This window comes from Bradyrhizobium erythrophlei, assembly GCF_900129505.1.
Lineage (GTDB): Bacteria > Pseudomonadota > Alphaproteobacteria > Rhizobiales > Xanthobacteraceae > Bradyrhizobium > Bradyrhizobium erythrophlei_D.
Window position 1 is genome coordinate 6,791,130 of the sequence record NZ_LT670818.1, and the last position, 23,485, is coordinate 6,814,614.

Sequence of the window (23,485 nt, forward strand, 5' to 3'; positions counted from 1 at the left end):
CGTGATCCAGAACAACGCATCGCCGACGCTTGACGTATTGTTTCGCCGGGTCCTGGCGCGAAAGCCGGACGCGCTGGCGCTGCTCGATCCCCTCAACAAGGCGCGCGTCACGGCGCAACCGCCCAAGCGGCTGACCTTCGCCGGGGCCGACCGCGCGATCTCCGCGCTCGCGGCGCACTTCATCGAAGCGGGCTTGCCGAACAATTCCGTGATCGCGGTGCAACTTCCGAATACCGTCGAGTTCGTGCTGACGGTGCTGGCCGCGCACCGGGCCGGCCTCGTGGTCGCGCTGTTTCCGCTGTTGTGGCGGCAGGCCGAGCTGACGGTCGCGCTCAACCGCACCGGGGCGCGCGCGATCGTGACATCGAGCAAGATCGACGGTGTCAATCATGCCGATCTTGCGATGAACGCCGCCGCCGAAGCGTTCTCGATCCGTCATGTCTGCGGCTTCGGCACGGACCTGCCTGAGGGCATGGCCTCACTCGATCTGGCGATCGAAAACCAATCCTCCACCACCCGCCCCGTCGTGGAGGACGGCCGCAAGGCCGCGATCATTTCGTTCGACGTGACGGTTGAGGGCTTCCGTCCGGTACCGCGGACGCATCTGCATCTGATTGCCGGCGGGCTCGCCTTGTCGCTCGAAAGCGACCTGCCGCAAGGCACGACGCTCACGTCGGCGTTCGCGCTGAGCTCGTTCGCGGGTCTTGCTTCCTCGCTGGCGGTCTGGCTGCTGACGGGCGGCACGCTGGCGCTGCACCATCCGTTCGATAGCGAGGTAATGGAGCAGCAGATCAACGAGCAATTCTGCGATACGCTGATCGCACCGGCGCAACTGGCGTTGCGGCTGGGCGAAACCGACATGCCCTCGCGGCTGCCGACCCTGCGCAATGTGCTCGGCCTTTGGCGCGCGCCCGAACAAGTGGCCTCGAGCCCGCTCTGGCCGGCGCAGCAAGCTGTCCTGACGGATGTCTATCTGTTCGGTGAGGCCGGCCTGTTCGGCGCCCGCCGCGGCGAGGGCGGCGCGCCGGCAGCGATCACGCCGGGAAAGCAGGGCGCGCCCCGCGAGGCTCCGGGCTCGTCGATCGCGGGCGAGATCTTCCTGACGCCGAAGGGCACGCTGGCCTTGCGCGGACCGATGGTGACGCCCGCGTCCTACGCCCCTCCCCGGCCCCCAAGCGACTCGCTGGTGGCGGAGCCGCCGCGCGATTTCGTCGACACCGACTATGCCGCGCGGATCGACCGTTCCAGCGGCGCGATCTGCATCACCGCGCCGCCCTCGGGCATCATGGCGGTCGGCGGCTACCGGTTCCTGTCGCAGGACCTGCAGGAATGGGCGCGACGGCTCGGACAGGGCGCGCTGTTGACGGCGCTGCCCGACCGGCTCAGCGGCCATCGCCTGGCCGGACGCGCCCATGACAATGCCCGCGCCCGCGAGGCGCTCAGCGAACTCGGCCTTAACCCGCTGATGGTGGAAGCGTTTCGCGATCGGACCAATCAGCTTTAGCGTCGAAAGTGCGCGTTGACGCGCCATTAAGGCCGGCAAACTAGCATCGCGCGCGCCATTCGATCGCGCCGGTCCGAGTTTTAGATGTCCCAGCAAGGCCCTATCATTGTCGTGTCGCGTGCGAAGCGGCCGCCTTTTGCCAGCGCGCTCGACGACGCAAAGCTGTTTCCGGTCATCGACGCCAACTGGGCCGACGCGTCGCACGCGGTGGCGCAATTGGCGCCGGCCGCGGTTCTGGTCGCCTCGACGGACGCCGTCGACCCCGGCCTCGACGCGCTCGCCGGGCAGATCGCCGCGACAAAACCCTATCTTCCGCTGATCGCCGTCGATCCCGCGGGCCCACTGCCCGACAACGCCATTCCCTTCGCGCAAAGCGGCGGCAATTTCGATCGCCTGTTGGCGCGGCTGCGCGCCGCACTTCGGGTGCGCACGCTGCATGCGACCGTTCTGCGCCGGCTTGACGGTGATCCGCCGGCGCGCGCAGCGCTCGACGACACCGATCCCGCGCGTGACGCCACGGTGCTGCTGATCGGCCGCGGCGGGAATTACCCGTCGCTGTCGGTTGCGCTCGGCGAGCGGATGGGCGTGGTCGGCGCACTCTCGCTCGAAGCTGCCGCAAAACACCTCAACATCCGCGACATCGACGGCATCGTGCTCGGCGAAGGCTTTACGCCGCGCGTGGAAGATGCGTTCCTCACCGTGCTGGCCGAAGATGCGCGCTTCCGCAACCTGCCTGTGGTGCTGACGTCGGGCGCGCTGGCGCCGGCGTATGATCTGCCGAATCTGGAAGTCATCTCCTGCGAGCCCGATCGCATCGCCGCCAACGCGCTGCCGCTGATCCGCCAGCACGCCTTCGAAACCTATCTCGGCCGCATGCTGAAATCGATGGAGGCCGGCGGCCTGCTTGATCCCAGGACCGGCCTTTTGACGCCGTCCGCCTTCAATCGCGATTTTGTCACCGCGATATCGCAGACACTGTCGCATGGCGGCGGGCTGTCGGTCGCCCGCTTTGCCTTCGATGCGGGCCATCCGCGCGCGCAGCTCGACGGTGGCCGGATTCTCAGCCGGCTGATGCGGCAAATGGATTTCGGCGCGGCGCAGGACGACGGCTCCGTCCTCGTGGTGTTCGCCGAAACCGATCTGCGTACCGCGCATTCGATCGCACGGCGGCTTTCGAGCGTGATGCGCCACACCAGCCACGGCAAGCGCGAGGCGCAGTCGGAGCCTGTGGTGACGGTCGCTACCTTGCTGCCGTCGGACACCGCGAAATCGCTGCTGGCGCGACTCACCGAAGAAGCGCGACGCGCGGCGTGCTAGAATCATCACGCCGCCTTGCGGTTCTCGGCGAGGTTGGCGAGCTGGCGCATGATTTCGGTGGTGCCGGCCAGCCGCTCCTCGGGCGTCTCCCAGACCTGGAAGAACACCACCTTCATGTCGGGCCGCACCCGCGCCGCCTGGCCGTGCTGCCGGATGAAATAGACCAGCCGGTCCGGCTGCGCGAACTTGTTGTCGCGGAAGCTGATGACCGCGCCCTTCGGCCCGGCGTCGACCTTCTCCACATTGGCCCGGCGGCAATAGTTCTTGATCGCGGCGATCTTGAAGAGATAGCGCACCTCGTCCGGCAGCACGCCGAAACGGTCGCGCAGTTCGGCGGCGAAATTGTCGATCTCGTCGTCGGTCTCCAGATCCGCCAGCCGCCGGTAAAGCGACAGCCGCACCGAGAGGTCGGCGACATAGTCTTCCGGGATCAGCACGGGCATGCCGACGGTGATCTGCGGCGACCAGCGGTCGGCGGCCGGTTCGACCACGCCGGCCTTGAGGTTGAGGATCGCCTCCTCCAGCATCGACTGGTACAGCTCGAAGCCGACTTCCTTGATATGGCCGGACTGCTCCTCGCCGAGCAGATTGCCGGCGCCGCGGATATCCAGATCGTGAGACGCGAGCTGGAATCCGGCGCCCAGGTTTTCCAGCGACTGCAGCACCTTCAGCCGCCGCTCGGCCTGCGCGGTGATCTTCTGCTGCGCCGGCAGCGTGAGCAGCGCATAGGCGCGCAGCTTCGAGCGCCCCACCCGGCCGCGCAACTGATAGAGCTGCGCCAGCCCGAACATGTCGGCGCGGTGCACGATCAGCGTGTTGGCGTTGGGGATATCGAGGCCGGATTCGATGATGGTGGTCGAGAGCAGGATGTCGTATTTGCCGTCATAGAACGCCGACATGATGTCCTCGATCGCGGTCGGCGCCATCTGGCCGTTGGCGACCGCGACCTTCATCTCCGGCACGTTCTTGTCGAGGAAATCCTTCACCCCGGCGAGATCTTCGATCCGCGGCACGACGTAGAAGGCCTGGCCGCCGCGGTAGCGTTCGCGCAGCAGCGCCTCGCGGATCATCAGCGGATCGTGCGGCGCCACGAAGGTGCGGACCGCGAGCCGATCGACCGGGGGCGAAGCGATGATCGAGAGTTCGCGCACGCCGGTCAGCGCCAGTTGCAGCGTGCGCGGGATCGGGGTTGCCGAGAGCGTCAGCACGTGCACCTCGGCGCGCAGCTGCTTCAGCCGTTCCTTGTGGCTGACGCCGAAATGCTGCTCCTCGTCGACGATCAGTAGGCCGAGATCCCTGAACTTGATCGACTTGCCGAGCAGCGCATGGGTGCCGACCACGATATCGACGGAGCCGTCGGTGAGGCCCTTCTTGACCTGGTTCAGCTCCTTGGCCGGGATCAGGCGCGACGCCTGGGCGACGTTGACGGGGAAGCCCCGGAAACGTTCGGCGAAATTCCTGGTGTGCTGGCGCGCCAGCAAGGTCGTCGGCACCACGACCGCGACTTGCTTGCCGTCGAGGGCGACCGCAAAGGCGGCGCGCAGCGCCACCTCGGTCTTGCCGAAGCCGACGTCGCCGCAGATCAGCCGGTCCATCGGCCGGCCGCTTTCGAGGTCCTTCAGGGTCGCCTGGATCGCGCCGAGCTGGTCCTCGGTTTCCTCATACGGGAAGCGTGCACAGAATTCGTCATACACACCGGGCTGCACCGGGAGTTTCGGCGCTTCGTGCAGATGCCGCTCGGCCGCGATTTTTATCAATTCACCGGCGATCTCGCGAATTCGGTTTTTCAGTTTGGCCTTGCGCGTCTGCCAGCCGCTGCCGCCGAGCCGGTCGAGCTCGACATTGGCGTGGTCGGAGCCGTAGCGCGACAACAGTTCGATGTTCTCGACCGGCAGGAACAGTTTGGTCTCCGCCGCATAATGCAGCTCGAGGCAGTCATGCGGCGCGCCGGCAACTTCCAGCGTCTGCAGGCCGACGAAACGACCGATGCCGTGCTCGACATGGACCACGAGATCGCCACTGGCGAGGCTCGTGATTTCCGAGATGAAATTGTCGAGCTTGCGGCTCGCCTTGCGCGGCCGCACCAGCCGGTCGCCGAGAATGTCCTGCTCGCTGATGACGGCGACATGCTCGGTCTCGAAGCCGGATTCCATGCCGACCACGGCCAGCATCGCCTCGTTGCGCGGCGTCGCCTGCACCGTGCGCCAGGTGTTGACGCTGGTGACATGCGAAAGCTTGTGGTCCCGCAGCATGCTGGCCATGCGGTCGCGCGAGCCCTCGCTCCACAGCGCGATCACGACTTTCTTGCGGTTCGCCTGCAGCGCTACGACATGGGCGACCACGGCTTCGAACACGTTGACCGAGCCGTCGGTGCGCTCCGGCGCGAAATTGCGGCCCTGCCGCGCGCCGGCGTCGACCACGTTGGCGCTGCCGTCGGGCACGGCGAACGGCGTCAGCCGCGCCAGCGTCGACTCTTCCAGCCGCTTGGTCCATTCGGCGTCGGCGAGGTAGAGCCGGTCGGGCGGCAAGGGCTTGTAGATCGCGCCGCCGCCGGGATGCTCCAGGGCCTCGCGCCGCGCGTCATAGTAATCGGCGATCTGCTTGAAGCGTTCCCGCGCCGCGTCCTCGCTTTGCGGCTCGATCGCCACCGGCGTGCCGTCGAGATAGTCGAACAGCGTGTCCATCCGCTCGTGAAACAGCGGCAGCCAGTGTTCCATGCCGGGATGGCGGCGGCCTTCGCTGACCGCCTCGTACAGCGGATCGTCGCGCTCCGGCGCGCCGAAGGTCGCGACATAGCCCATGCGAAAGCGGCGGATGGTCTCGGTGACGAGCTGGAATTCCGAGATCGGGACCAGGTCGAGCGAGCGCATGTCCAGTAGCGTGCGCTGGGTTTCCGCGTCAAACGTGCGGATCGATTCCAGGCTGTCGCCGAAAAAATCAAAACGGACGGGCTGGTCGAGCCCGGCCGGGAACAAATCGAGGATGCCGCCGCGCACGGCGTATTCGCCGGGTTCGCGCACGGTCGAGGAACGGCCATAGCCGTTGTGCTCCAGCCATGAGACGATGGAATCCATCGGCACGACGTGGCCGGGCGCGACCGATAGCGCCTGTGCTGCGACCGTCTCGCGTGCGGGCACCCGTTGCACGATGGCGTTGACGGTGGTGAGCACGATCAGCGGCTTGTCGCTGCCGGCGAGCCGCGACAGCCGCGCCAGCGTGGTCATGCGCTGCGCCAGGATGCCGCCATGCGGCGAAACCCGGTCGTAGGGCTGGCAATCCCAGGCCGGAAACTGCAGCACCGGCAGATCGGGCGCGAAGAATTCCAGCGCCCGGGCCAGTTGCTGCATGCGCGGACCGTCGCGGCAGACCACGGCAAGGCTGACCGCCGGCGGTTTCGGACGTGCCGCGACGGCGCGCGCGAGATCCGAGACGACCAGGCCTTCCGCGCCCTCCGCGACATTCGCAAAGGTCAGCGGCCGGCCGGGCGACAGCAATTCGGCGGGCGAACGGGACGGCGCCTTCATGCGCCGGATTCCTTAGGGAATGACCTGATGCGGTCGAACAGCCCGGTGGCGTATTCAGCCGGCAGCGCCACGCTGTCGCTCACAGCGGCATAGAGATCCTGGTCGGGCACCTCGATCAGGTGCTCGAGCTGGGAGAGTTCATCGTCGCTGAGGCTTGCGATCTCGGCATCGGCAAAGCGGCCGAGAATCAGATCCATCTCGCGGGTGCCGCGATGCCAGCAGCGGAACAAGAGCCGCTTGCGGCGGTCGTCGAGGCCGCCGCTCGACCGTGTCGTTCCCGTCATTTTTCCGATTCCAATGCCAAAAGCCCGGACGTGCTGCCGGGCGGGGCTGATATAACGTCGGGATCGGGGAATGTCAGTAGTCATAGGTGCGCAAATCACAAATGTCATTCCGGTCCGAAAAACGTCATTCCGGGGCGCGAGTGAAACGAGCGAACCCGGAATCTCGAGATTCCGGGTTCGATGCTGCGCATCGCCCCGGAATGACAGAAACTCGCAATGCGGGAGCGGCTGTCGCAGACCCACGATGAGCATGCTCGCACACGCCAATCTCAGACACACCTCCGCGATCTCGCCGCGCGTTTCGCGCGAGGTCTGGCCTGCTCGTTCCGCCCTCTGCAGTCAGAGGGCGCAGGGAATGCCGGGCGTCCGATGCGCCCGATAGCCGCGTGTGCAATGGTAGTGGTAGAACGCACACGCGTTAGTCAGGTCACACCGGCAAACACCCGGCATTCCCCACGCAATGGTTTACGGCTTACTCCGTGCTCTTCCCGGCGATCGGGCTTTTTTGTCACCGTCACCGGCGAAAACTTGTTTTCGCCGACTTGACGCCAGCGTCGAGGCGTCAGAACCACACGACTTGGCCGTCCGCATCGAGTGCTCTCGTCAGCAGCACTGTCGGCGTCCACCGCATCCCGCCCCGCGTCCGTGACGACCGCGATACGCCCCTCGGGTGGGACGAGACGATGCGGATTGTTAAACTGATTTGCCATTTCGGAAAACCAGAATATTTTTGCAAAAGGGGCTGGACAGGCAAATCGGCAGACGACCCGACGGGCAAATCAGCGGTCTCGCCGAGGCGCAAGTTGTAGCGCCTATCGCGCGTTCTTCTATTCGAACGAACGCGGCGAGCCGCCGCATATCCATGTCCGTGCTGGGGATTTCGAAGCCAAGTTTTGGCTTCACGACCTCTCGGTTGCGGTCAATGCGGGATTTCCGGCCCATGAAATCGGCGCTATTGTCCGCCACCTGCGATCGCAGCGCGATGTCCTCGAAGGCAAATGGCAATGAGCACTTTGGAAATTGACGTCGGCGATATCAGGCCAGTCTCGGTGGCCTTCACCGCTGATGAACTGGTGGTGACGCTGGCGGACGCCGCAGGATAGCCACCCCGCTGAAGTGGTATCCGCGGCTACGCGACGCCAGTCCGGTAGCGCGGGGGCATTTCGAGCTGATGCCGATGGGCATCCACTGGCCCGAGCTCGACGAGGACCTCGGGATCGCCGGGATGCTGCAGGGCCGGCCGGCCGCCTGACGTCCCGCGCCGGGTCAACCCGATGCCTTTTTCAGATCAAAAAAACCGTGGATGCCCGGCATAAAGCCGGGCATGAGGAGCGGGAACGGTCTTAGGCTTTCCCGATGCGCCCTGCCCTGCTCAATCCATTGTTTGCGCCGATCACTGGCCTTGCTGGTGTCGGCCCGAAGCAGAACAAATTGTTCCGCTATCTGCTCGGCCGCAGCGAGACGCCGCGCATCGTCGATCTCCTGCTGCATCTGCCGGCCAGCGTCATCGACCGCCGTGCGCGGCCGAAAATCCGCGATGCCGTGCCGGGGACCGTGGCCACGCTGGAGGTGACGGTCGACCGTCACCGGCCGACGCCGTCGCGCAACGCACGCGCGCCGCATCTTGTCTATGCCAGCGACGAGACCGGCGACGTGGTGCTGACCTATTTCAGGGCGCAGCCGGGCTATGTCGAAAAACTGCTCCCGGTCGGCGCCAAGCGCTACGTCTCCGGCACCGTGCAGATGTATGACGGCACGCTGCAGATCACCCATCCCGACCGCGTGGTGGACGAAGAGGGTTTTGCAAAGCTGTCGGGCATCGATCCCGTCTATCCGCTCACGGAGGGTCTTGCCATCGGCTCGGTGCGGCGCGCGGTAGCGCAGGCGCTGCAGAAGCTGCCGGCGTTACCCGAATGGATCAGCCCGGAAGTCATCCGCCGCTGCAAGTTTCCGCCCATCGCCGAAGCGTTGAACCGCGTGCATGTGCCGGTCGAACTTACGGATATCCTGCCCGACGGCCCCTTTTGGTCGCGGCTTGCCTTCGACGAACTCCTGGCCGGTCAACTGGCGCTGGCGCTGGTGCGCGCGCAACTCCGCCGCCCCGCGGGCGACCGCCATGCCGGCGACGGCCATCTGCGCAGCCGGATTATCGACGCGCTGCCCTACGCGCTGACGGGCTCGCAGCGCGAGGCGGCCGCGGCGATTACCGAGGATCTGCGCCAGCCGGTCCGCATGTTGCGGCTGCTGCAGGGCGACGTCGGATCGGGCAAGACCGTGGTGGCGCTGCTGGCGGCGGCGGCGGTCGCCGAGGTCGGCAAGCAGGCCGCGCTGATGGCGCCGACGGAAATCCTCGCGCGCCAGCACATCAAGACCATTGCGCCTTTGGCCGAACGCGCCGGCATGCGGGTCGCGATCCTCACCGGCCGCGAAAAGGGCAAAGAACGCCGCGAACTGCTGGCGCGGTTGGCGGACGGTGACGTCGATTTTTTGGTCGGCACCCACGCGCTGATCCAGGACGATGTGGTCTTCAAGGCGCTCGCGCTGGCCGTGGTCGACGAACAACACCGATTCGGCGTGCGCGAACGGCTGGCGCTCACCGCCAAGGGCGAGGCCGTCGACGTGCTGGTGCTGAGCGCGACGCCCATTCCACGCACGCTGGTGCTGACCTATTTCGGCGACATGGACGTCTCGGAATTGCGCGAGAAGCCGGCGGGCCGGCAGCCGATCGACACCCGCGCGATGCCGAACAGCCGGCTCAGCGAGGTGATCGACGGCGTCGGCCGCGCGCTATCGGCGGGCAAGCAAGTGTACTGGATCTGTCCGCTGGTGGAGGAATCCGAGGCCGAGGCCATTGGACACTTGACCAACGCCACCGAACGCTTCGAGAGCCTGCAGAAGCGTTTCGGCGACCGCGTCGGTCTCGTGCACGGCCAGATGAGGGGCACCGACAAGGATCGCGTGATGGCGCAGTTCGCCACGGGCGAGATCGGGCTGTTGGTGGCGACCACTGTGGTCGAAGTCGGCGTCGATGTTCCCGCCGCTTCCATCATGGTGATCGAAAATGCCGAGCGCTTCGGGCTCGCCCAATTGCACCAGCTGCGCGGGCGGATCGGCCGCGGCTCCGAGGCCTCGACCTGCCTGCTGCTCTACACCGAGCCGCTGAACGAGATGTCGAAGGCGCGGCTGAAGGTGATCCGTGAAACCACCGACGGTTTCCGGATCGCCGAGGAGGATTTGCGGCTGCGCGGCGAAGGCGACGTGCTCGGCGTCCGCCAGAGCGGCCTGCCCGGCTACCGTATCGCCCGCTCCGAGGTCCATGCCCAGCTCATCACGCAGGCGCGTGACGAAGCGCTGCGCATCATGAAGGACAATCCGAAGCTTTCGGGCGACCGCGGCGAGGCGCTGCGCTGCCTGCTCTATCTGTTCGAGCGCGACGAGGCGATCCCGCTGATCGGGGCGGGATAAGGCTCAAGCGGAAATCCGGCCTGTTGCCATCCGCGGCAACCGCCCCGGATGACGGAAACATCGCTAAAACCCATTTCAAGAAGAGCGCTTGCCGAGAGCGTCGCTTTTCCGCCACCGCCACAGGTCAGGATGATTTTCTGCTGGCGATCCTGCAAAGCCGGATCGCGACGCTTCTCTTCGGTGTCCGCCTTGATTTCGAGTTCGCCTCGCGTGATGTTGCGGGCCCCCGCAATCGTTCCCCGCTCGCGGAGTTGCCATTCTTCGCCGACGTCGATCAGGACGACGACGCCGCGGTCGAGAAACTGCCTGGCTTGCTCGGGAGAGATCATGGGAACATGCATGCGGGCGTCGTGCACGCGTTCGCGAAAGGTTTTCCCCTTGCGCATTCCAAGCGTCCTCGGCCTACTCCACCTTCGCCGGTTCCGGCTGCAGCGAGGCTGAATTGGCGACCCGCGCGGCGTTCGCCATGCCGGCGAGTGCGGCGATCTTCTTCTGGCCGTCAGAGCCGGGCTGCACCACGCCGCAGGACATGATCAGGGTAGCGGCGTCCTCGGTGCTCATCTCGACTTCGATGATCTTGCTCTTCGGCACATAGAAGAAGAACCCGGTGGTCGGGTTCGGCGCGCAGGGCAGGAACACCGAGATGTGCTCCTCCTCGCCGGGAAGACTGCTGGCCACTTCCATGCTCGGCGCCTGCGATATCAGCACGATCGACCACATCCCGGGAGAAGGGAATTCGACCAGGCCGACCCGGCGAAAGCTCGATCCCTTGCCCGAGAACAACGTCTCGAACACCTGTTTCAGGCTGCGATAGATTGCGCGTACCACCGGCATACGCCCGAGCAGCCGTTCGCCGAGATCGACCAGCGTCCGCCCGATCAGATTGGCGGTCAGAAACCCGAGGAGGGTCAGCGCGACCACGGCGACGATAAGCCCGGAGCCGGGTAGCCCGAACGGCAGATAGGTTTCCGGCCGGTAAGCGATCGGCACGAACGGCCGGACGATGCCGTCGACCCAGGTTACGAACCACCAGGTCAGGTAGAACGTGATGGCGATCGGGCCGGCCACGATCAGGCCGGTGAGAAAATAGTTCCGGAATCGGGCCATCAAACCGCTGTGGACGTCCGCCGGGGTTTCGGCCGGGGGCGCGGGCGGTGTCGGGTCGTCGCGGTTCATTAGGGTTCCAGGTCGGTCCAGGCGGCCATCACAGGATGTCAGCTAGGATCTCTTAGCAGATTTTTGAAGACCTGAAGTGCCGAAGCGGCCCCTTGACGCGGCCTATTCGACGGTCACCGATTTCGCGAGGTTGCGCGGCTGGTCGACGTCGGTGCCCATGATCACGGCAGTGTGGTAGGCCAAAAGCTGCACCGGGACGGCATAAACCATCGGCGTGAAGGTTGACGCCATGTCCGGCAGCACGATCGTCACCAGCGATTCGATGGTCGCCTCCGCCGCCCCCCTGGCGTCCGTCATCAGGATGATGTTGCCGCCGCGGGCGGCGACCTCCTGCATGTTGGAGACGGTTTTCTCGAATACCGCGTCGAACGGGGCGATCACCACCACCGGCATGTTCTCGTCGATCAGCGCGATCGGTCCGTGCTTGAGCTCGCCGGCGGCGTAGCCTTCGGCGTGGATGTAGGAAATTTCCTTCAGTTTCAGCGCGCCCTCCAGCGCCAGCGGGTAGCTGGTGCCGCGGCCGAGATAGAGCACGTCCTTGGACTTGGCGATTTCGCGCGCCAGTTTTTCGATCTGCGGCTCGGTGGCAAGTGCTGCCGCCATCAGCCGCGGAATTTCGATCAGGCCATGGACCAGCCCGGCCTCGTCGGCATCGGACAATTCGCTGCGGGCCTTGCCGGCGGCGATCGCGATGGCGGCCAGCACCATCAGCTGGCAGGTGAAGGCCTTGGTCGAGGCGACGCCGATCTCCGGACCGGCCAGCGTCGGCAGCACGGTCTCGCTCTCGCGCGCAATCGTCGAGTTCGGCACGTTGACGACGGAGAGCGTATGCACGCCTTGCGTCTTCGCATAGCGCAGCGCGGCCAGCGTATCGGCGGTCTCGCCGGACTGCGAAATGAAGATCGCAAGGTCGCCCTTCCGCAACGGCGCCTCGCGGTAGCGGAATTCGGAGGCAACATCGAGTTCGACCGGCAGACGGCTCAAGCGTTCGAACCAGTATTTGGCGACGTAGCCGGCATAACTGGCGGTACCGCAGGCTACGATCGAGATGCGCTGGATATCCTTGAAGTCGAACGGCAGCTTTGCGGGCAGCGCCACCCGCTCGGCCGCCATGTCGACGAAGCGTGCCAGCGTGTGGCCGACCACTTCCGGCTGCTCGTGAATTTCCTTGGCCATGAAGTGGCGATAATTGGCCTTGTCGACCAGCGAGGTAGCGGCGCCGTGCTTGACCACATCGCGGCGAACGGTCGTGTTGTTCTTGTCGTAGATCACGGCGCCGTCGCGGGTCAGCACGACCCAGTCGCCGTCCTCGAGATAAGCGATCGAGTCGGTGAACGGGCCGAGCGCGATGGCGTCGGAGCCGAGATACATTTCGCCCTCGCCATAGCCGATGGCGAGCGGCGGCCCGTTGCGCGCGCCGATCATCAGATTGTCGTCGCTTGCGAAAATAAATCCGAGCGCGAACGCGCCCCGAAGCTGCGACAACGTCGCCTTGACCGCATCGACCGGCTTGAAACCCTGGCCGAGGAAGTCATCGACCAGATTCAGGATGATCTCGGTGTCGGTTTCGGTCTTAAAAACCGTGCCCTTCTTCTGCAGGGCTTCGCGCAGTTCGCGGAAATTCTCGATGATGCCGTTGTGAACCACGGCGACGCGGGCGGTCGCATGCGGATGCGCGTTGTTCTCGGTCGGCTTGCCGTGGGTGGCCCAGCGGGTGTGCCCGATGCCAGTATGGCCGGCCAGCGGCTCGGCCCTCAACCGCGTCTCGAGATTCCTGAGTTTGCCCTCGGCGCGCCGGCGGTCGAGATGGTGGCCTTCCAGCGTGGCGACGCCGGCGGAATCGTAGCCGCGATATTCGAGGCGCTTGAGCGAATCCACGATCTGATCCGCAACCGGGCCGCGCCCCAAAATGCCGACAATGCCGCACATACGGATCAATATTCCCCAAATTGTCGAAAGATCATCAAAACCGCAGGAATCTCTTAACGAGATTCAAGCGGAATGAGGTACTCAATAATTATTGCGAATTGAGACAGGGTGAAGCGTAAGGCTTAACAAGTCGCTTAGCGCCGCCAAGACACATACACCCCTGCTCCAGCCGTTTGAAGCGCCTTTGCGCAGCGATCATTTTCAATCAGCCCGCGGGGCGCTCAAGCCTTCGGCGTCTTGCCCTTTGTCTTCAGCTCGCGATAGCGCGCCGCGCCGCCCTCGCGGATGGTCTGCGGGCTGCGCTCGACGGCAAGCGCATCGTCGGGCACGTCTTTGGTGATCACGGAACCCGAACCGATATAGGCGCCGTTGCCAATCTTCACCGGCGCCACCAGCGACGAGTTGGTACCGACGAAGGCGCCCTTGCCGATCTCGGTCTTGTGCTTGCCGAAACCGTCATAGTTGCAGGTGATGGTGCCGGCGCCGATGTTGGCGTTCGCGCCGACATGGGCGTCGCCGATATAGCTGAGATGGTTGACCTTGACGCCCGCCTCCAGCGTCGCGGCCTTGGTCTCGACGAAATTGCCGATCCTGGCGCCGTCGCCGAGCGAGGTGCCCGGCCTCAAGCGTGCATAGGGGCCGACGGAGGCATTTTTGCCGATCGAGGCCTGCACGATGTGCGAAAACGAGTGGATCACCGCGCCGTCCGCGATCGAGACGCCGGGGCCGATCACCACGAACGGCTCGATCGTGACGTCGTTGCCGAAGCTGGTATCGGCGGCGAGATAAACCGTATCCGGCGCAATCAGGGTGACGCCGGCGTCCAGCGCCGCCTTGCGCAGCCGCGCCTGCATCACCGCTTCGGCTTCGGCGAGCTGGGCCTTGGTGTTGATGCCGCGCACTTCATCCTCGCTGGTTTCGATCACGACCGCCTCCAATCCCAGGTCCCGCACGACGGCAACGGCGTCGGTCAGATAATACTCGCCCTTGCTGTTGCCATTGCCGATTTTTTCGATGATTTCCAGCGCCCGACGGCCGTCGAATGCCATCACCCCGGCGTTGCAGAGTTTGATGGCGCGCTCGGCGGAGCTGGCGTCGGCCTGCTCGTGGATCGCCACCAGCCGGCCGCCCTCGACCAATAGCCGGCCGTAGCCGGTGGGATCCTCCGCCTGGAAGCCGAGCACGGCCAGCGCCGCGCCGTTTTTCAGCGGCGCCCGCATACGCTCGAATGTCGCGGCCGAAATCAGCGGCGTATCGCCGAATGCGACGAGCAGATCGTCGGCGCCGCGGGCGATGGCCTCGCGGGCGGCCAGCACCGCGTGAGCGGTGCCCAGGCGCTCGCACTGAACGTAGGTCAAAGCATCCGGACGCAGACGCCGGGTTTCATCCTCGACCGCCCGGCGCTCCGGTCCGACGACCACGGCGAGAGCGGCACCGGCGCCGTTGGGGGCGGCGCCCAGCACATGCGCCAGCAGCGACTGGCCCGCCACCGGATGCAGGACTTTCGGCAGCGAGGAGCGCATGCGCGTGCCCTCGCCGGCCGCGAGCACGATGGTGAGACTGGATCGAGCGGTCATCCGAATCCTTCAAACAGCGGCGCATCTTGCGCCGCTGCCGTCATAAAGCGTTTTCAGTGGAAGTGGAAACCGGCAAGATGCCTCGGATTCCAGCGGAACCCGCATTTCCTGTTAATGTTTCCGCATGATTCGGGTGGCCGCAGGGGGGCCGAAGACGTCGCATGGCAAAGGATCGCGACAAGCTGACCGCCAACTTCGAGAGCGAAAACACCGGCGGCTTGCTGTCCGGGTTTTTGGCTGAAGAGGATGTTTTCGACCGCCGGGCGCTATGGCGGCTCGGTTCTTGGGGCGCGGCCTCGGTGGGCGCGGTCGTGCTCGCCGTCTATGCCAATCAGTCGTCGATCGCCGTGCACCGCGAGCAGGCCGCGGTGGCGGTCGATCTGTTGCGGCAGGCGCAGCAGATCGAGCTCGTGGCCAGGGAAAGCAGGAACGAGGCGCGCCAGCTCGCTTCCGCCATCGAGACGCTCAATAACGATCGCGACCGGCTGTTTTCCCGCGTCACCGGTCTGGAACAAGGTCTGGAGTCCGTAACCGGCGCGATTGCCAAGCAACAGGCGGCCTCCGCCACTTCGCCCCCCGCCGCGCCGGCATCGGCGCAGGCGTCCACGACGACCGAGCCGCTGCCGCCGGCGCAGAACCCGCCTTCTGCTCCTGCTCCGGTGCCGTCCCCCGTGGCGACGACCGCGCCGAAGGGAACGGAAAAGACCCCTGCCGCCGCCTCTCCGGTGGCGGCCGTGGCGCCCAAGGTAGCGGACAAGCCCTCTTCGGCCGCCGCAGTCCCGGATGGGCCCCCGACCACCGTCGCATCGCTTGCGCAGAAACCGTCAAATCCTCCGGCAGCGACGGCAACGCCGGCCATCACGCCCGCTGCCCCGCTGGTCGCCGAAAAATCAATGATGGCACCGCCCGATGCCTCAGCCTCCAAGCTGATCGAGCCCGACAAGCCCGAGACGTCGGAAAAGTCCGGCAAGGCGGACAGACCGGAGAAGCCCGCGAAGATATTCACCGCGGCGCCGATGCCGGAAGTCGTGGCGGCGGCTACGCCGGCGGATGACGCCGAACCGGAGGCGTCCGCGGCGACGCTGCCCAAGCTCGCCGTGCAGCGTACCGAATTCGGAGTCGATGTCGGCGGCGCCAATTCGGTGGGCGGCTTGCGCGCGCTGTGGCGCGGGCTGTTGAAATCGAGGTCCAACGCGGCATTGACGACGTTGCGCCCGATCATCGTGATCAAGGAGGGCAGCAATGGCCTGGGCATGCAGCTGCGGCTGGTCGCCGGGCCGCTTGGCGACGCGGCGGCGGCGGCGAAGATCTGCGCCGGCCTGATGGAGAACGACCGCTCCTGCGAGACGGCCGTATTCGACGGTCAGCGGCTGGCGATGACCGCCGACGAGCCGGCCGCCACCGACAAGCCCGTCGGCGCCAAGCCCGCGGTCCCGAAACCGTCCTTGCACCGGCGGGGCTCTTCGCGGCGGGTGGCGGTCGAGGAGCCCGCGAAAAAGCCCGACCCGCCGCCGCCCTCCACCCTGTCGTCTTTCTTCAGGCGTTCGAATTAGAAAAAAAGCGATTCCAACGGTTTGGTGTCAATCCTTCATTCTTTTTAGCGGCAATTTCCTGGCCCCACGCGGTCCCAGCCTTGTCCCGCCTGCCATTCCCGATCATATTCGCGCTATGAAAAAAACTCCGTTCCGGCTCACGCCCTATCAGGTGCAATGGCTGCTGGTGGTCGGCTTCCTGACCGTCGGCTACGCGCTCTATCTGCGCTATCTCGCGATCGAATTCTCGACTGTGGCGCTGGCCTGCGACGCCGGTTTGCAGACCATGCTGTGCAAGACCCGGATTCTCGCCACCTACCTGTTCAAGAATTCGGTGTTCGGCGTGGTCGCGCTCATCATCGCGGCACTTCACGTCGTCCGACCGTCGATCGTGCTGCTCACTGGCGGGCTCATCGCCGCCGGCTTCGGCATCGTGCTTTACAATATCGCGCTGTCGGGCCTTGCGATCGGCCTGCTCATTTTGGGATTTGCACGGCCCGCGCCTGCCACAGCGTGATCGCGAGCAGCAGATAGACCGCGCACGTCCATAGCGACTGCCAATTGTCCGAGCCTTCATTGAAGACCGTGTAGAGCGCCGATACCGCCAACAGGCCGGCAAACACCGCTTCCGCGATCGGGCGCACGCCGGCTTGCGGCCGGTTGAGCAGCATCAGGGTCGCGAACGGCACCACCGCCATGGTCAGCGAAGCAAACGGAAAGTCGCGGTAGCGGGGATCGAACGCAAAGCCGAGCGCGGTCTCGGCGCCGATCAAGGTGGTCACGGCGAGCACCAGGCCCAGGACCACCGTCAGCACCGATCGGGTGCGCATCTCGCGCGGGCCCAAGAGTTCCAGGAAGGTCGGCAGCGCCCGTCCCGACATCAAGGCGTTGGCGGCAAGCAACGGCGAGGCCAGGGCGGCCGCCAGCAGCGCGCCCCAACCAAGCCAGCCCCCGAAACCGTAGCTTTCGTAGAACATCTTGTCGGCGGCAACGCCGAACAGAATGCCGGACGTGGTCGCCGATAGCGCGACCGCGATCCAGGACGCCAGCCGCGGCGTCCAGGGCCGGCGGCGCAGCGTCTGCCAGGCGACGCCGAACACCAGGATCGCCAACGCCATGCCGCAGCCCATCTGCAGCTTCCAGTACGGATAATTGCTGATGGCTATTCCGGGCGGGTATTTCACCGCGCGCTGCACGGAATCGAACAGGCCCCAATTACCGCCGACCGTGCCCTCGAGCTGGCGCTTCCACGGCTGGTCGTAGGCCTCGATCAGGTTGACGCGAAAATTCTCCCGCTTCGCCAGATCCAGGATTTCCGAGACGACGCGGGCCTGGTTGGTGCGCGAGGGCAGCGCACCCTCCCGCATCCGTCCCGCGCTCGGCCAGCCGGTTTCCCCGATCAGGATCTCCTTGCCCGGAAACGCCACCGCCATCCGACGGCGGATGGAGTCCACATGGGCCGAGGCGAACTTGGCGCGGATCGGAAAGTCTTCCCAGTACGGCAGGATATGGATGGTGACGAAGTCGACGGCGTCATAGACCTCGCGGTTGCGCAGCCAGTATTCCCAGACGTCGGCATAGGTGACGGGAACGGCGACCTGCGCCTTGACCGAACGGATGGTCGCGGCGAGATCGGCCGTGGTCATTTCTCCCCGCAACAGCACTTCGTTGCCGACCACCAGGGAGGTGATGGTGCCGGGGAATTCCTTGGTCAGCCGCACGGCGACGGCGATCTGCGCGAGATTCTTCAGCCGGTTGCCGCCAAGCCATATCCCCTGGATGACTTTCAGCCCGACCTTGGCGGCGATTCCCGGAACCTGATCGAGGCCGTTTTCGATCGAATAGGTGCGCACGCAATCGCTGATCTTGGCGAGTTGCTCCAGATCCTGGGCGATCTGATCGGCTGCGACATGAGTGGTCGGCGACAGCGGGGTCTGGGCGCCGCGGAACGGCGCATAGGACACGCACATCAATTTGGCGTTGGGATCGATCGGGGCGCGCGGCAGCGAGACGGGAGTGGCCAGCCACCACCACGCCGCGGCAATCGCACCAAGAGATATCAGGAGAAGCGCCAGCGGCGTACGAAGTGAAATCGGGTCCATCCTTAAGGGCGGGGATCGTCGATTAGCCGGTCACCGCTGATCTGCCAAGAGCAGGTTGCGCGCAATCGACCGCGGCGGGGTGCTCCAGGCTTTACCACGGCACGATAAAGTTGTGACTTTACTGGACAAAATCCGAAATGTCCGTCATGGGAATCCACTGGGCATCCCCGCCGTATTGGGGACCTATTTGGACGGCATCAACGCGAGCCGCGCCCGAGCCGGGCGCGATCAGTAACTTAGTCGGGGAATCTATGCGTCGAGGTGTGCTTCAGCTTTTTCGTGCGGTTTTGCGCCACCTCGCCGTCCCCGGGATTGCACTACTGATCGGTATCGGAAGCGCCACCGCCCAGAGCGGCGATTCCAAGGCCCAGGACCAGTCCGGCAAGCCGGCGGCCAACCCGGCCCCGGCCGACGTGGCCAAGGAAAACCAGCGCAAGACCGACGAATTCGCCGAAGCCGCCCAGGCCATCAACGGCCCGGCAGGTAATCCCGAATGCGTCTGGTTCGGCCGCCGGGTGGTGCGCCTGATGTGGCTCGACGATATCGACACCGCGCTGCGGCACCTCGACCTCTACGACCGCTTCGGTTGTCCCGGCGGGCACGTCCAGGCCACCTTCCGCTGCCTGACCCGGTTTGGCGCCCAGATCGATCCCAAGGTGGCGGAGACCCTCAACAGCAGGGTCCATGCCTGCTGGATCAATCCCGCTGCGCAGCCGCAGCAGGCCGCTGCAGCAACCCCTCCTGCGGCACCGGCGACCGCCGGAAACGGCGCCGCGGCCCCCGCAGCGGCGGCGCCGCCGGCGGCAGCACCCGCCCCCGCGCCCACCAAATAATCCGAAGCTCGGGCGGAACGATCCCATATTTTCGCGGTTTGAAGTTTTCGCGCCCTCAAAACGCCACGGCGTCATAAGAGTTGTTAAATCACGTGGCAAAGATATGCTTGAAGTGCCGCTGACTCGGTCGGATCTCGGGGACGGGTCCGCTTTTTCACCCTATTGGCCCCAGATGGTTTAGTCGCGATGCGCGCCGTCGTTGGTGTTCTGCTGCTTGTGACCGCGGTCCATGCTGCGATGTGGGGCGTCTTCCGCGAGAAGCAGCAGGCCCCCGACTTCACGGGCATCCTGCCCAGCCTGTCCTACGCGCCGTTCGAGGGAACCGGTCACCCCGACGTCGACAATATTCCGAGCGTCGAGAAGATCCGCGCCGACATGAAAAGGCTGGCGCCGCTGACGCGGGCCATCCGGCTTTACTCCTCGACCGGCGGTGTCGAACTGGTGCCGCCGATCGCGGCCGAGTTCGGACTGAAGGTCACCGTCGGCGCCTGGATCGACAAGAATGCCGACCGCAACGAGCGCGAGATCGATTCCGCGATCAATCTCGCCAAACGCAACAGCAATGTCATTGGCGTCGTCGTCGGCAACGAGACCATCTATCGCGGCGAGCAGAAGGTCGACGACCTGATCGAGTTGATCAAGCGGGTCAAGAAATCGGTCAATGTCCCGGTCACGACGGGCGAGATCTGGAACATCTGGCGCGACAATCCGCAGCTCGGCTACTCCGTCGATTTCATCGCCGCCCACGTCCTGCCCTATTGGGAAAACTTCACCGCCGGCCAGGCCGTCGACCAGGCGGTTTCGATGTACCAGCTCCTGCGCGATCAGTTCCCCGGCAAGCGGATCGTGATCGCCGAGTTCGGCTGGCCGAGCGCAGGCTATAATCTGCGCAGCGCCGTTCCCGGCCCGTTCGAGCAGGCGTCAGTGCTGCGCAACTTCGTCAGCCGCGCCGAAGCCATCGGCATGGAATACAACATCGTCGAGGCGATCGATCAGCCCTGGAAGTTCTTCGAGGGCGGCGTCGGTCCCTATTGGGGCATTCTGAACGCCGCGCGCGAGCCGAAATTTTCGTGGGTAGGGCCGATCGTCAATCCGGATTACTGGAAGCTCGCGACCATCGCAGTGCTGGTCGGGATCCTGATGTCGCTGCCGATCCTCGGGATCGCGCAGCCCACGGTGCTGCAGGCGCTGACGTTGTCGGCGGCCGCGAACGGCGTCGGGGCCTGGGCCGCCACCGTCTTCGCCTATTGGGCCGGCCATTATTTTGTCTTTGGCTCGGCCTTTGCCCTCACCTTGGGATTGTTCCTTTTGGTGCCGCTGGTGCTGATCGCGATGGCGCGGATCGAGGAGATCGCCGCGATTGCCTTCGGCCACAAGCCGCGCCGGCTGATCGTGAAGGGAGCGACGGTGGCGGCCGCCACCATGGGCGAAGGCGTGACGTTTCCAAAAGTCTCGATCCACGTTCCCGCCTATTTCGAGCCGGTCGACATGCTCAAGCAGACCCTCGATGCGGTCTCGCGGCTGGATTACCCGAACTTCGAATGCGTCGTCATCATCAACAACACGCCCGACCCTGCGTTCTGGCAGCCGATCCAGGATCATTGCCGCGCACTCGGCGAGCGCTTCAAGTTCGTCAACGCCGAGAAGGTGAAGGGCTTCAAGGCCGGCGCGCTCCGCATCGCCATGGAGCGGACCGCTGTCGATGCCGAGATCATCGGCATCATCGATGCCGACTACATGGTTGAGCCGGACTGGCTGAAGGACCTGGTGCCGGTGTTCGCCGACCCCCGCGTCGGCCTCGTGCAGGCGCCGCAGGACCATCGCGACGGCAACACCTCGCTGATGCATTACATCATGAACGGCGAATATGCCGGGTTCTTCGACATCGGCATGGTCCAGCGCAACGAAGAGAATGCCATCATCGTTCACGGCACCATGTGCCTGCTCCGGCGCGCGGCGATGGACATGGCCGGCGGCTGGGCCGGCGACACCATCTGCGAGGATACCGACCTTGGGCTCGGCATCATCGAGCACGGCTGGCTGACGCATTACACCAACCACCGCTATGGCTACGGCCTGCTGCCGGACACCTACGAGGCCTTCAAGAAGCAGCGCCACCGCTGGGCCTATGGCGGCTTCCAGATCGTCAAGAAGCACTGGCGGCGGTTCCTGCCCGGCGCCAGCCGCCTGTCGCGGGAGCAGCGGCACGAATTCGCGCTGGGCTGGCTGAACTGGCTCGGCGCCGAAAGCCTCGGCGTGCTGGTCGCGATCCTCAATCTGATCTGGGTGCCGATCGTCGCCTTCGCCGACATCGCCATTCCCGACAAGATCCTGACCCTGCCGATCATCGCCTCCTTCGTGGTTTCGCTGCTGCATTTCACGGTGCTGTACCGGCTGCGCGTGCCGGTGAAATGGGGGCAGATGCTGGGCGCAATGATCGCGGCGATGTCGGTGCAGTGGACGGTGTGCCGCGCGGTCGCCAACGGGCTCATCACCGAGCACCTCGCCTTCGCCCGCACCTCCAAGGGCGGCCTGTCGCGGATGTCGATCGAGTTCCAGGCGTTCTGGGAAGCCGTGATCGGCGTGCTGCTGCTGGTCGGCTCGGCCGTGCTGGTGGTCACCAACAGTTTCAAGGAAGTGCGCGAGATCTATATCTTCGCAGCCGTGCTGGTGCTGGAAAGCCTGCCGTTCCTGTCGGCGGTCGCGATCGCGATCCTGGAGAATTCGCGGCTCAACTCGTTCGAATTCTGGCGCAATACGGGTATCCGGACCGCGGAACTGATCGGCCTGCGTCCGGTGACCCTGCCGACGGTGGTCGGCCCCTCGCAGCCGGTGGCCTCCGAGATTCGCCGCGAAGCCAGATGATGGGGGACGGTTTTCGGGCAGGTGTTCTGCCTGAAGAAGCCGGGCTAACGGGCGGAGCCGGCACGACAAATCCGACTTGTCCCTTCCCCGGTTGGTCCTCGCCGCGCTATTGACCCGCTCATTGCGGGCCCCTACACAGCGCCTCACGTGAGCGCGTAGCTCAGGCGGTAGAGCACGTGACTTTTAATCATGGGGTCGAGGGTTCGAGTCCCTCCGCGCTCACCATAGAAATCAAATACTTAGCTAAAATCTCGAATAACCGTAAATTGCCCGTGTGGGCGCTATGTTGGCAAATGCGTTACGGTTTCGGGAAGCAGATGCGATGCGCGCCTGCTTTGATGCGGCCAGAATTCTCAACCTCCATTGTGTGAATCAGGCAAAAACTGATCGCTCGGTGAAAAAAGCAGAAGGCCGGAGCGCGAACTCCGGCCTTCTTTGCTCACAGAGCTGGCGCACCCAGTGAGGTGGACCCGGGGCTTGGCTCTGGGTCCACCTCCGGGAGTGTGCATCAGCGGCTTGGATCAGGCAACGCCCTGCCCCTGCCCGCGTACATCGTCGGAAGCTCGAACCGGGGCCGCGCTGGCTGTCCTGTTCGGCCTCTGTGGCCTCGTGCTCGATCGTCGGCTGGACGGGTGAAACGATGCGCGTAGCGGCGGCCGGCCTCGGCTCGTCGCTGAGGTCGATCACATAGCCCGCCTTCACCTCGATGTTGACGTTGACGGAAGGCGAAGTGGCCGGCTGGATTCCTGAGAGCGCCAAGACGAAGCTACTGGTACGGTCGCGCACCATGGCGTTGTCGGTGTCGAGCAGTTCCTGCTTCACGGCACCGGCTCTTGCCGATGCCATTGCCAGCGAGCGGATGACCTTCTGCCGCATGAACTCGGCGATATGCGGCTTGTTCAGGGCACGGCTCAAGCTCTCACGCGCCACGCCGACCATCTCCGCGGCCGCGGTGATGTTCTTGCAGTCGCCGGACACCATGGCGTCGATCGCGGCCTTGACCTTGCCGGATATCCTTGGCGGCGCGGCCTGGGTGCTGGGCGGCGTCGGCGGCGAATTGTCCAGCACGGCGAGCGAGCGTTTGGCCGGGGTGCCGGGGGGCGTGATGTTTTCCATGATCGCACTATCGGCGCTGCCCGGGTCGTCGTAACGCACTAAACATCACGCTTTCGGATCTGGGCGGGATGGCCCCGCCATGACTCTAGGAAGGCCGCTGATGCCGGTCCGGGCTTTTGGGCTGTTGTGCCGGTCGATCGCCGCCAGCGCACGGGCGGACTCGCCCAGCCCGGTTAATCAACAATCGATCAGGGTCGAAGCGTGAAACGGCGGCGAGCCCGCGAGCCACAATTGGAAACGGGTGAAGCCCAGCGCCCAGCT

General features: G+C 65.2%; 17 protein-coding genes and 1 tRNA gene. 10 read left to right on the forward strand and 8 right to left on the reverse strand.

The features are described from left to right. Nucleotide 1: 1 nt before the first annotated feature. The gene (locus B5525_RS31640; RefSeq protein ID WP_079569583.1) at nucleotides 2–1,504 is read left to right on the forward strand and encodes a class I adenylate-forming enzyme family protein; all 1,503 of its coding nucleotides are present in this window, start codon (nucleotides 2–4) and stop codon (nucleotides 1,502–1,504) included. Between the two features lie 84 nt (nucleotides 1,505–1,588). Then, nucleotides 1,589–2,821 carry a hypothetical protein gene (locus B5525_RS31645; protein WP_079569585.1) on the forward strand — a complete coding sequence of 411 codons (1,233 nt, stop codon included), beginning with the start codon at nucleotides 1,589–1,591 and terminating at the stop codon, nucleotides 2,819–2,821. A 5-nt stretch (nucleotides 2,822–2,826) separates the two neighbouring features. On the opposite strand, the gene mfd is transcribed toward B5525_RS31645, so the two are convergent. Continuing rightward, nucleotides 2,827–6,345: a transcription-repair coupling factor gene (gene mfd / locus B5525_RS31650; RefSeq protein WP_079569586.1), complete on the reverse strand. Its 3,519-nt coding sequence runs from the start codon at nucleotides 6,343–6,345 to the stop codon at nucleotides 2,827–2,829. Continuing rightward, entirely contained in the window at nucleotides 6,342–6,629 is a 288-nt protein-coding gene (locus B5525_RS31655) for a succinate dehydrogenase assembly factor 2 (RefSeq protein ID WP_079569588.1), read from the reverse strand. Before B5525_RS31655 ends, mfd begins: the two co-directional genes overlap by 4 nt. An 858-nt stretch (nucleotides 6,630–7,487) precedes the next feature. Between B5525_RS31655 and B5525_RS46730 the strand changes: the two genes are divergently transcribed. The 3 genes from B5525_RS46730 to recG all read left to right on the forward strand — a co-directional run bounded on the left by B5525_RS46730 (nucleotide 7,488) and on the right by recG (nucleotide 10,094). Continuing rightward, nucleotides 7,488–7,637 (forward strand): DUF4160 domain-containing protein, encoded by a 150-nt coding sequence (locus B5525_RS46730; protein ID WP_244568103.1) that lies wholly within the window; start codon nucleotides 7,488–7,490, stop codon nucleotides 7,635–7,637. A gap of 103 nt (nucleotides 7,638–7,740) precedes the next feature. After that, nucleotides 7,741–7,881, forward strand: coding sequence for a DUF2442 domain-containing protein (locus B5525_RS46735; protein WP_244568104.1), 141 nt, complete (start codon nucleotides 7,741–7,743; stop codon nucleotides 7,879–7,881). A gap of 104 nt (nucleotides 7,882–7,985) precedes the next feature. After that, nucleotides 7,986–10,094 (forward strand): ATP-dependent DNA helicase RecG, encoded by a 2,109-nt coding sequence (gene recG, locus B5525_RS31670; RefSeq protein ID WP_079569589.1) that lies wholly within the window; start codon nucleotides 7,986–7,988, stop codon nucleotides 10,092–10,094. On the opposite strand, the gene B5525_RS31675 is transcribed toward recG, so the two are convergent. The 4 genes from B5525_RS31675 to glmU form a co-directional block, all read right to left on the reverse strand. Continuing rightward, nucleotides 10,046–10,480, reverse strand: coding sequence for a rhodanese-like domain-containing protein (locus B5525_RS31675; protein WP_079569591.1), 435 nt, complete (start codon nucleotides 10,478–10,480; stop codon nucleotides 10,046–10,048). The two genes, recG and B5525_RS31675, sit on opposite strands and share 49 nt — an antisense overlap. 16 nt (nucleotides 10,481–10,496) lie before the next feature. Beyond that, the gene (locus tag B5525_RS31680; RefSeq protein WP_079569592.1) at nucleotides 10,497–11,270 is read right to left on the reverse strand and encodes a DUF502 domain-containing protein; all 774 of its coding nucleotides are present in this window, start codon (nucleotides 11,268–11,270) and stop codon (nucleotides 10,497–10,499) included. A 102-nt stretch (nucleotides 11,271–11,372) separates the two neighbouring features. Next, complete coding sequence (glmS, locus tag B5525_RS31685; protein WP_079569594.1) at nucleotides 11,373–13,199, reverse strand: glutamine--fructose-6-phosphate transaminase (isomerizing); 1,827 nt, start codon at nucleotides 13,197–13,199, stop codon at nucleotides 11,373–11,375. Between the two features lie 221 nt (nucleotides 13,200–13,420). Beyond that, nucleotides 13,421–14,776 (reverse strand): bifunctional UDP-N-acetylglucosamine diphosphorylase/glucosamine-1-phosphate N-acetyltransferase GlmU, encoded by a 1,356-nt coding sequence (glmU, locus tag B5525_RS31690; protein ID WP_079569595.1) that lies wholly within the window; start codon nucleotides 14,774–14,776, stop codon nucleotides 13,421–13,423. A 161-nt stretch (nucleotides 14,777–14,937) separates the two neighbouring features. Between glmU and B5525_RS31695 the strand changes: the two genes are divergently transcribed. Together B5525_RS31695 and B5525_RS31700 are read left to right on the forward strand one after the other, a co-directional pair. Then, on the forward strand, nucleotides 14,938–16,329 hold the full coding sequence (locus tag B5525_RS31695; protein WP_079569597.1) for a hypothetical protein: 1,392 nt from the start codon (nucleotides 14,938–14,940) through the stop codon (nucleotides 16,327–16,329). Between the two features lie 115 nt (nucleotides 16,330–16,444). Further along, on the forward strand, nucleotides 16,445–16,825 hold the full coding sequence (locus B5525_RS31700) for a hypothetical protein (protein ID WP_079569599.1): 381 nt from the start codon (nucleotides 16,445–16,447) through the stop codon (nucleotides 16,823–16,825). Here the strand turns inward: B5525_RS31700 and B5525_RS31705 are convergent. Then, nucleotides 16,785–18,410 (reverse strand): beta-(1-6) glucans synthase, encoded by a 1,626-nt coding sequence (locus B5525_RS31705; protein ID WP_079569600.1) that lies wholly within the window; start codon nucleotides 18,408–18,410, stop codon nucleotides 16,785–16,787. The genes B5525_RS31700 and B5525_RS31705 overlap by 41 nt on opposite strands. 251 nt (nucleotides 18,411–18,661) lie before the next feature. Between B5525_RS31705 and B5525_RS31710 the strand changes: the two genes are divergently transcribed. The 3 genes from B5525_RS31710 to B5525_RS31720 all read left to right on the forward strand — a co-directional run bounded on the left by B5525_RS31710 (nucleotide 18,662) and on the right by B5525_RS31720 (nucleotide 22,333). Then, nucleotides 18,662–19,243 (forward strand): beta-1-3, beta-1-6-glucan biosynthesis protein, encoded by a 582-nt coding sequence (locus B5525_RS31710; protein ID WP_079569601.1) that lies wholly within the window; start codon nucleotides 18,662–18,664, stop codon nucleotides 19,241–19,243. A gap of 186 nt (nucleotides 19,244–19,429) precedes the next feature. After that, the gene (locus B5525_RS31715) at nucleotides 19,430–22,108 is read left to right on the forward strand and encodes a glycosyltransferase (RefSeq protein ID WP_079569603.1); all 2,679 of its coding nucleotides are present in this window, start codon (nucleotides 19,430–19,432) and stop codon (nucleotides 22,106–22,108) included. A gap of 149 nt (nucleotides 22,109–22,257) precedes the next feature. Continuing rightward, nucleotides 22,258–22,333, forward strand: a tRNA-Lys gene (locus B5525_RS31720). 147 nt (nucleotides 22,334–22,480) lie between these two features. Here the strand turns inward: B5525_RS31720 and B5525_RS31725 are convergent. Further along, nucleotides 22,481–23,224 (reverse strand): hypothetical protein, encoded by a 744-nt coding sequence (locus B5525_RS31725; protein WP_154073563.1) that lies wholly within the window; start codon nucleotides 23,222–23,224, stop codon nucleotides 22,481–22,483. Nucleotides 23,225–23,485: the final 261 nt, after the last annotated feature.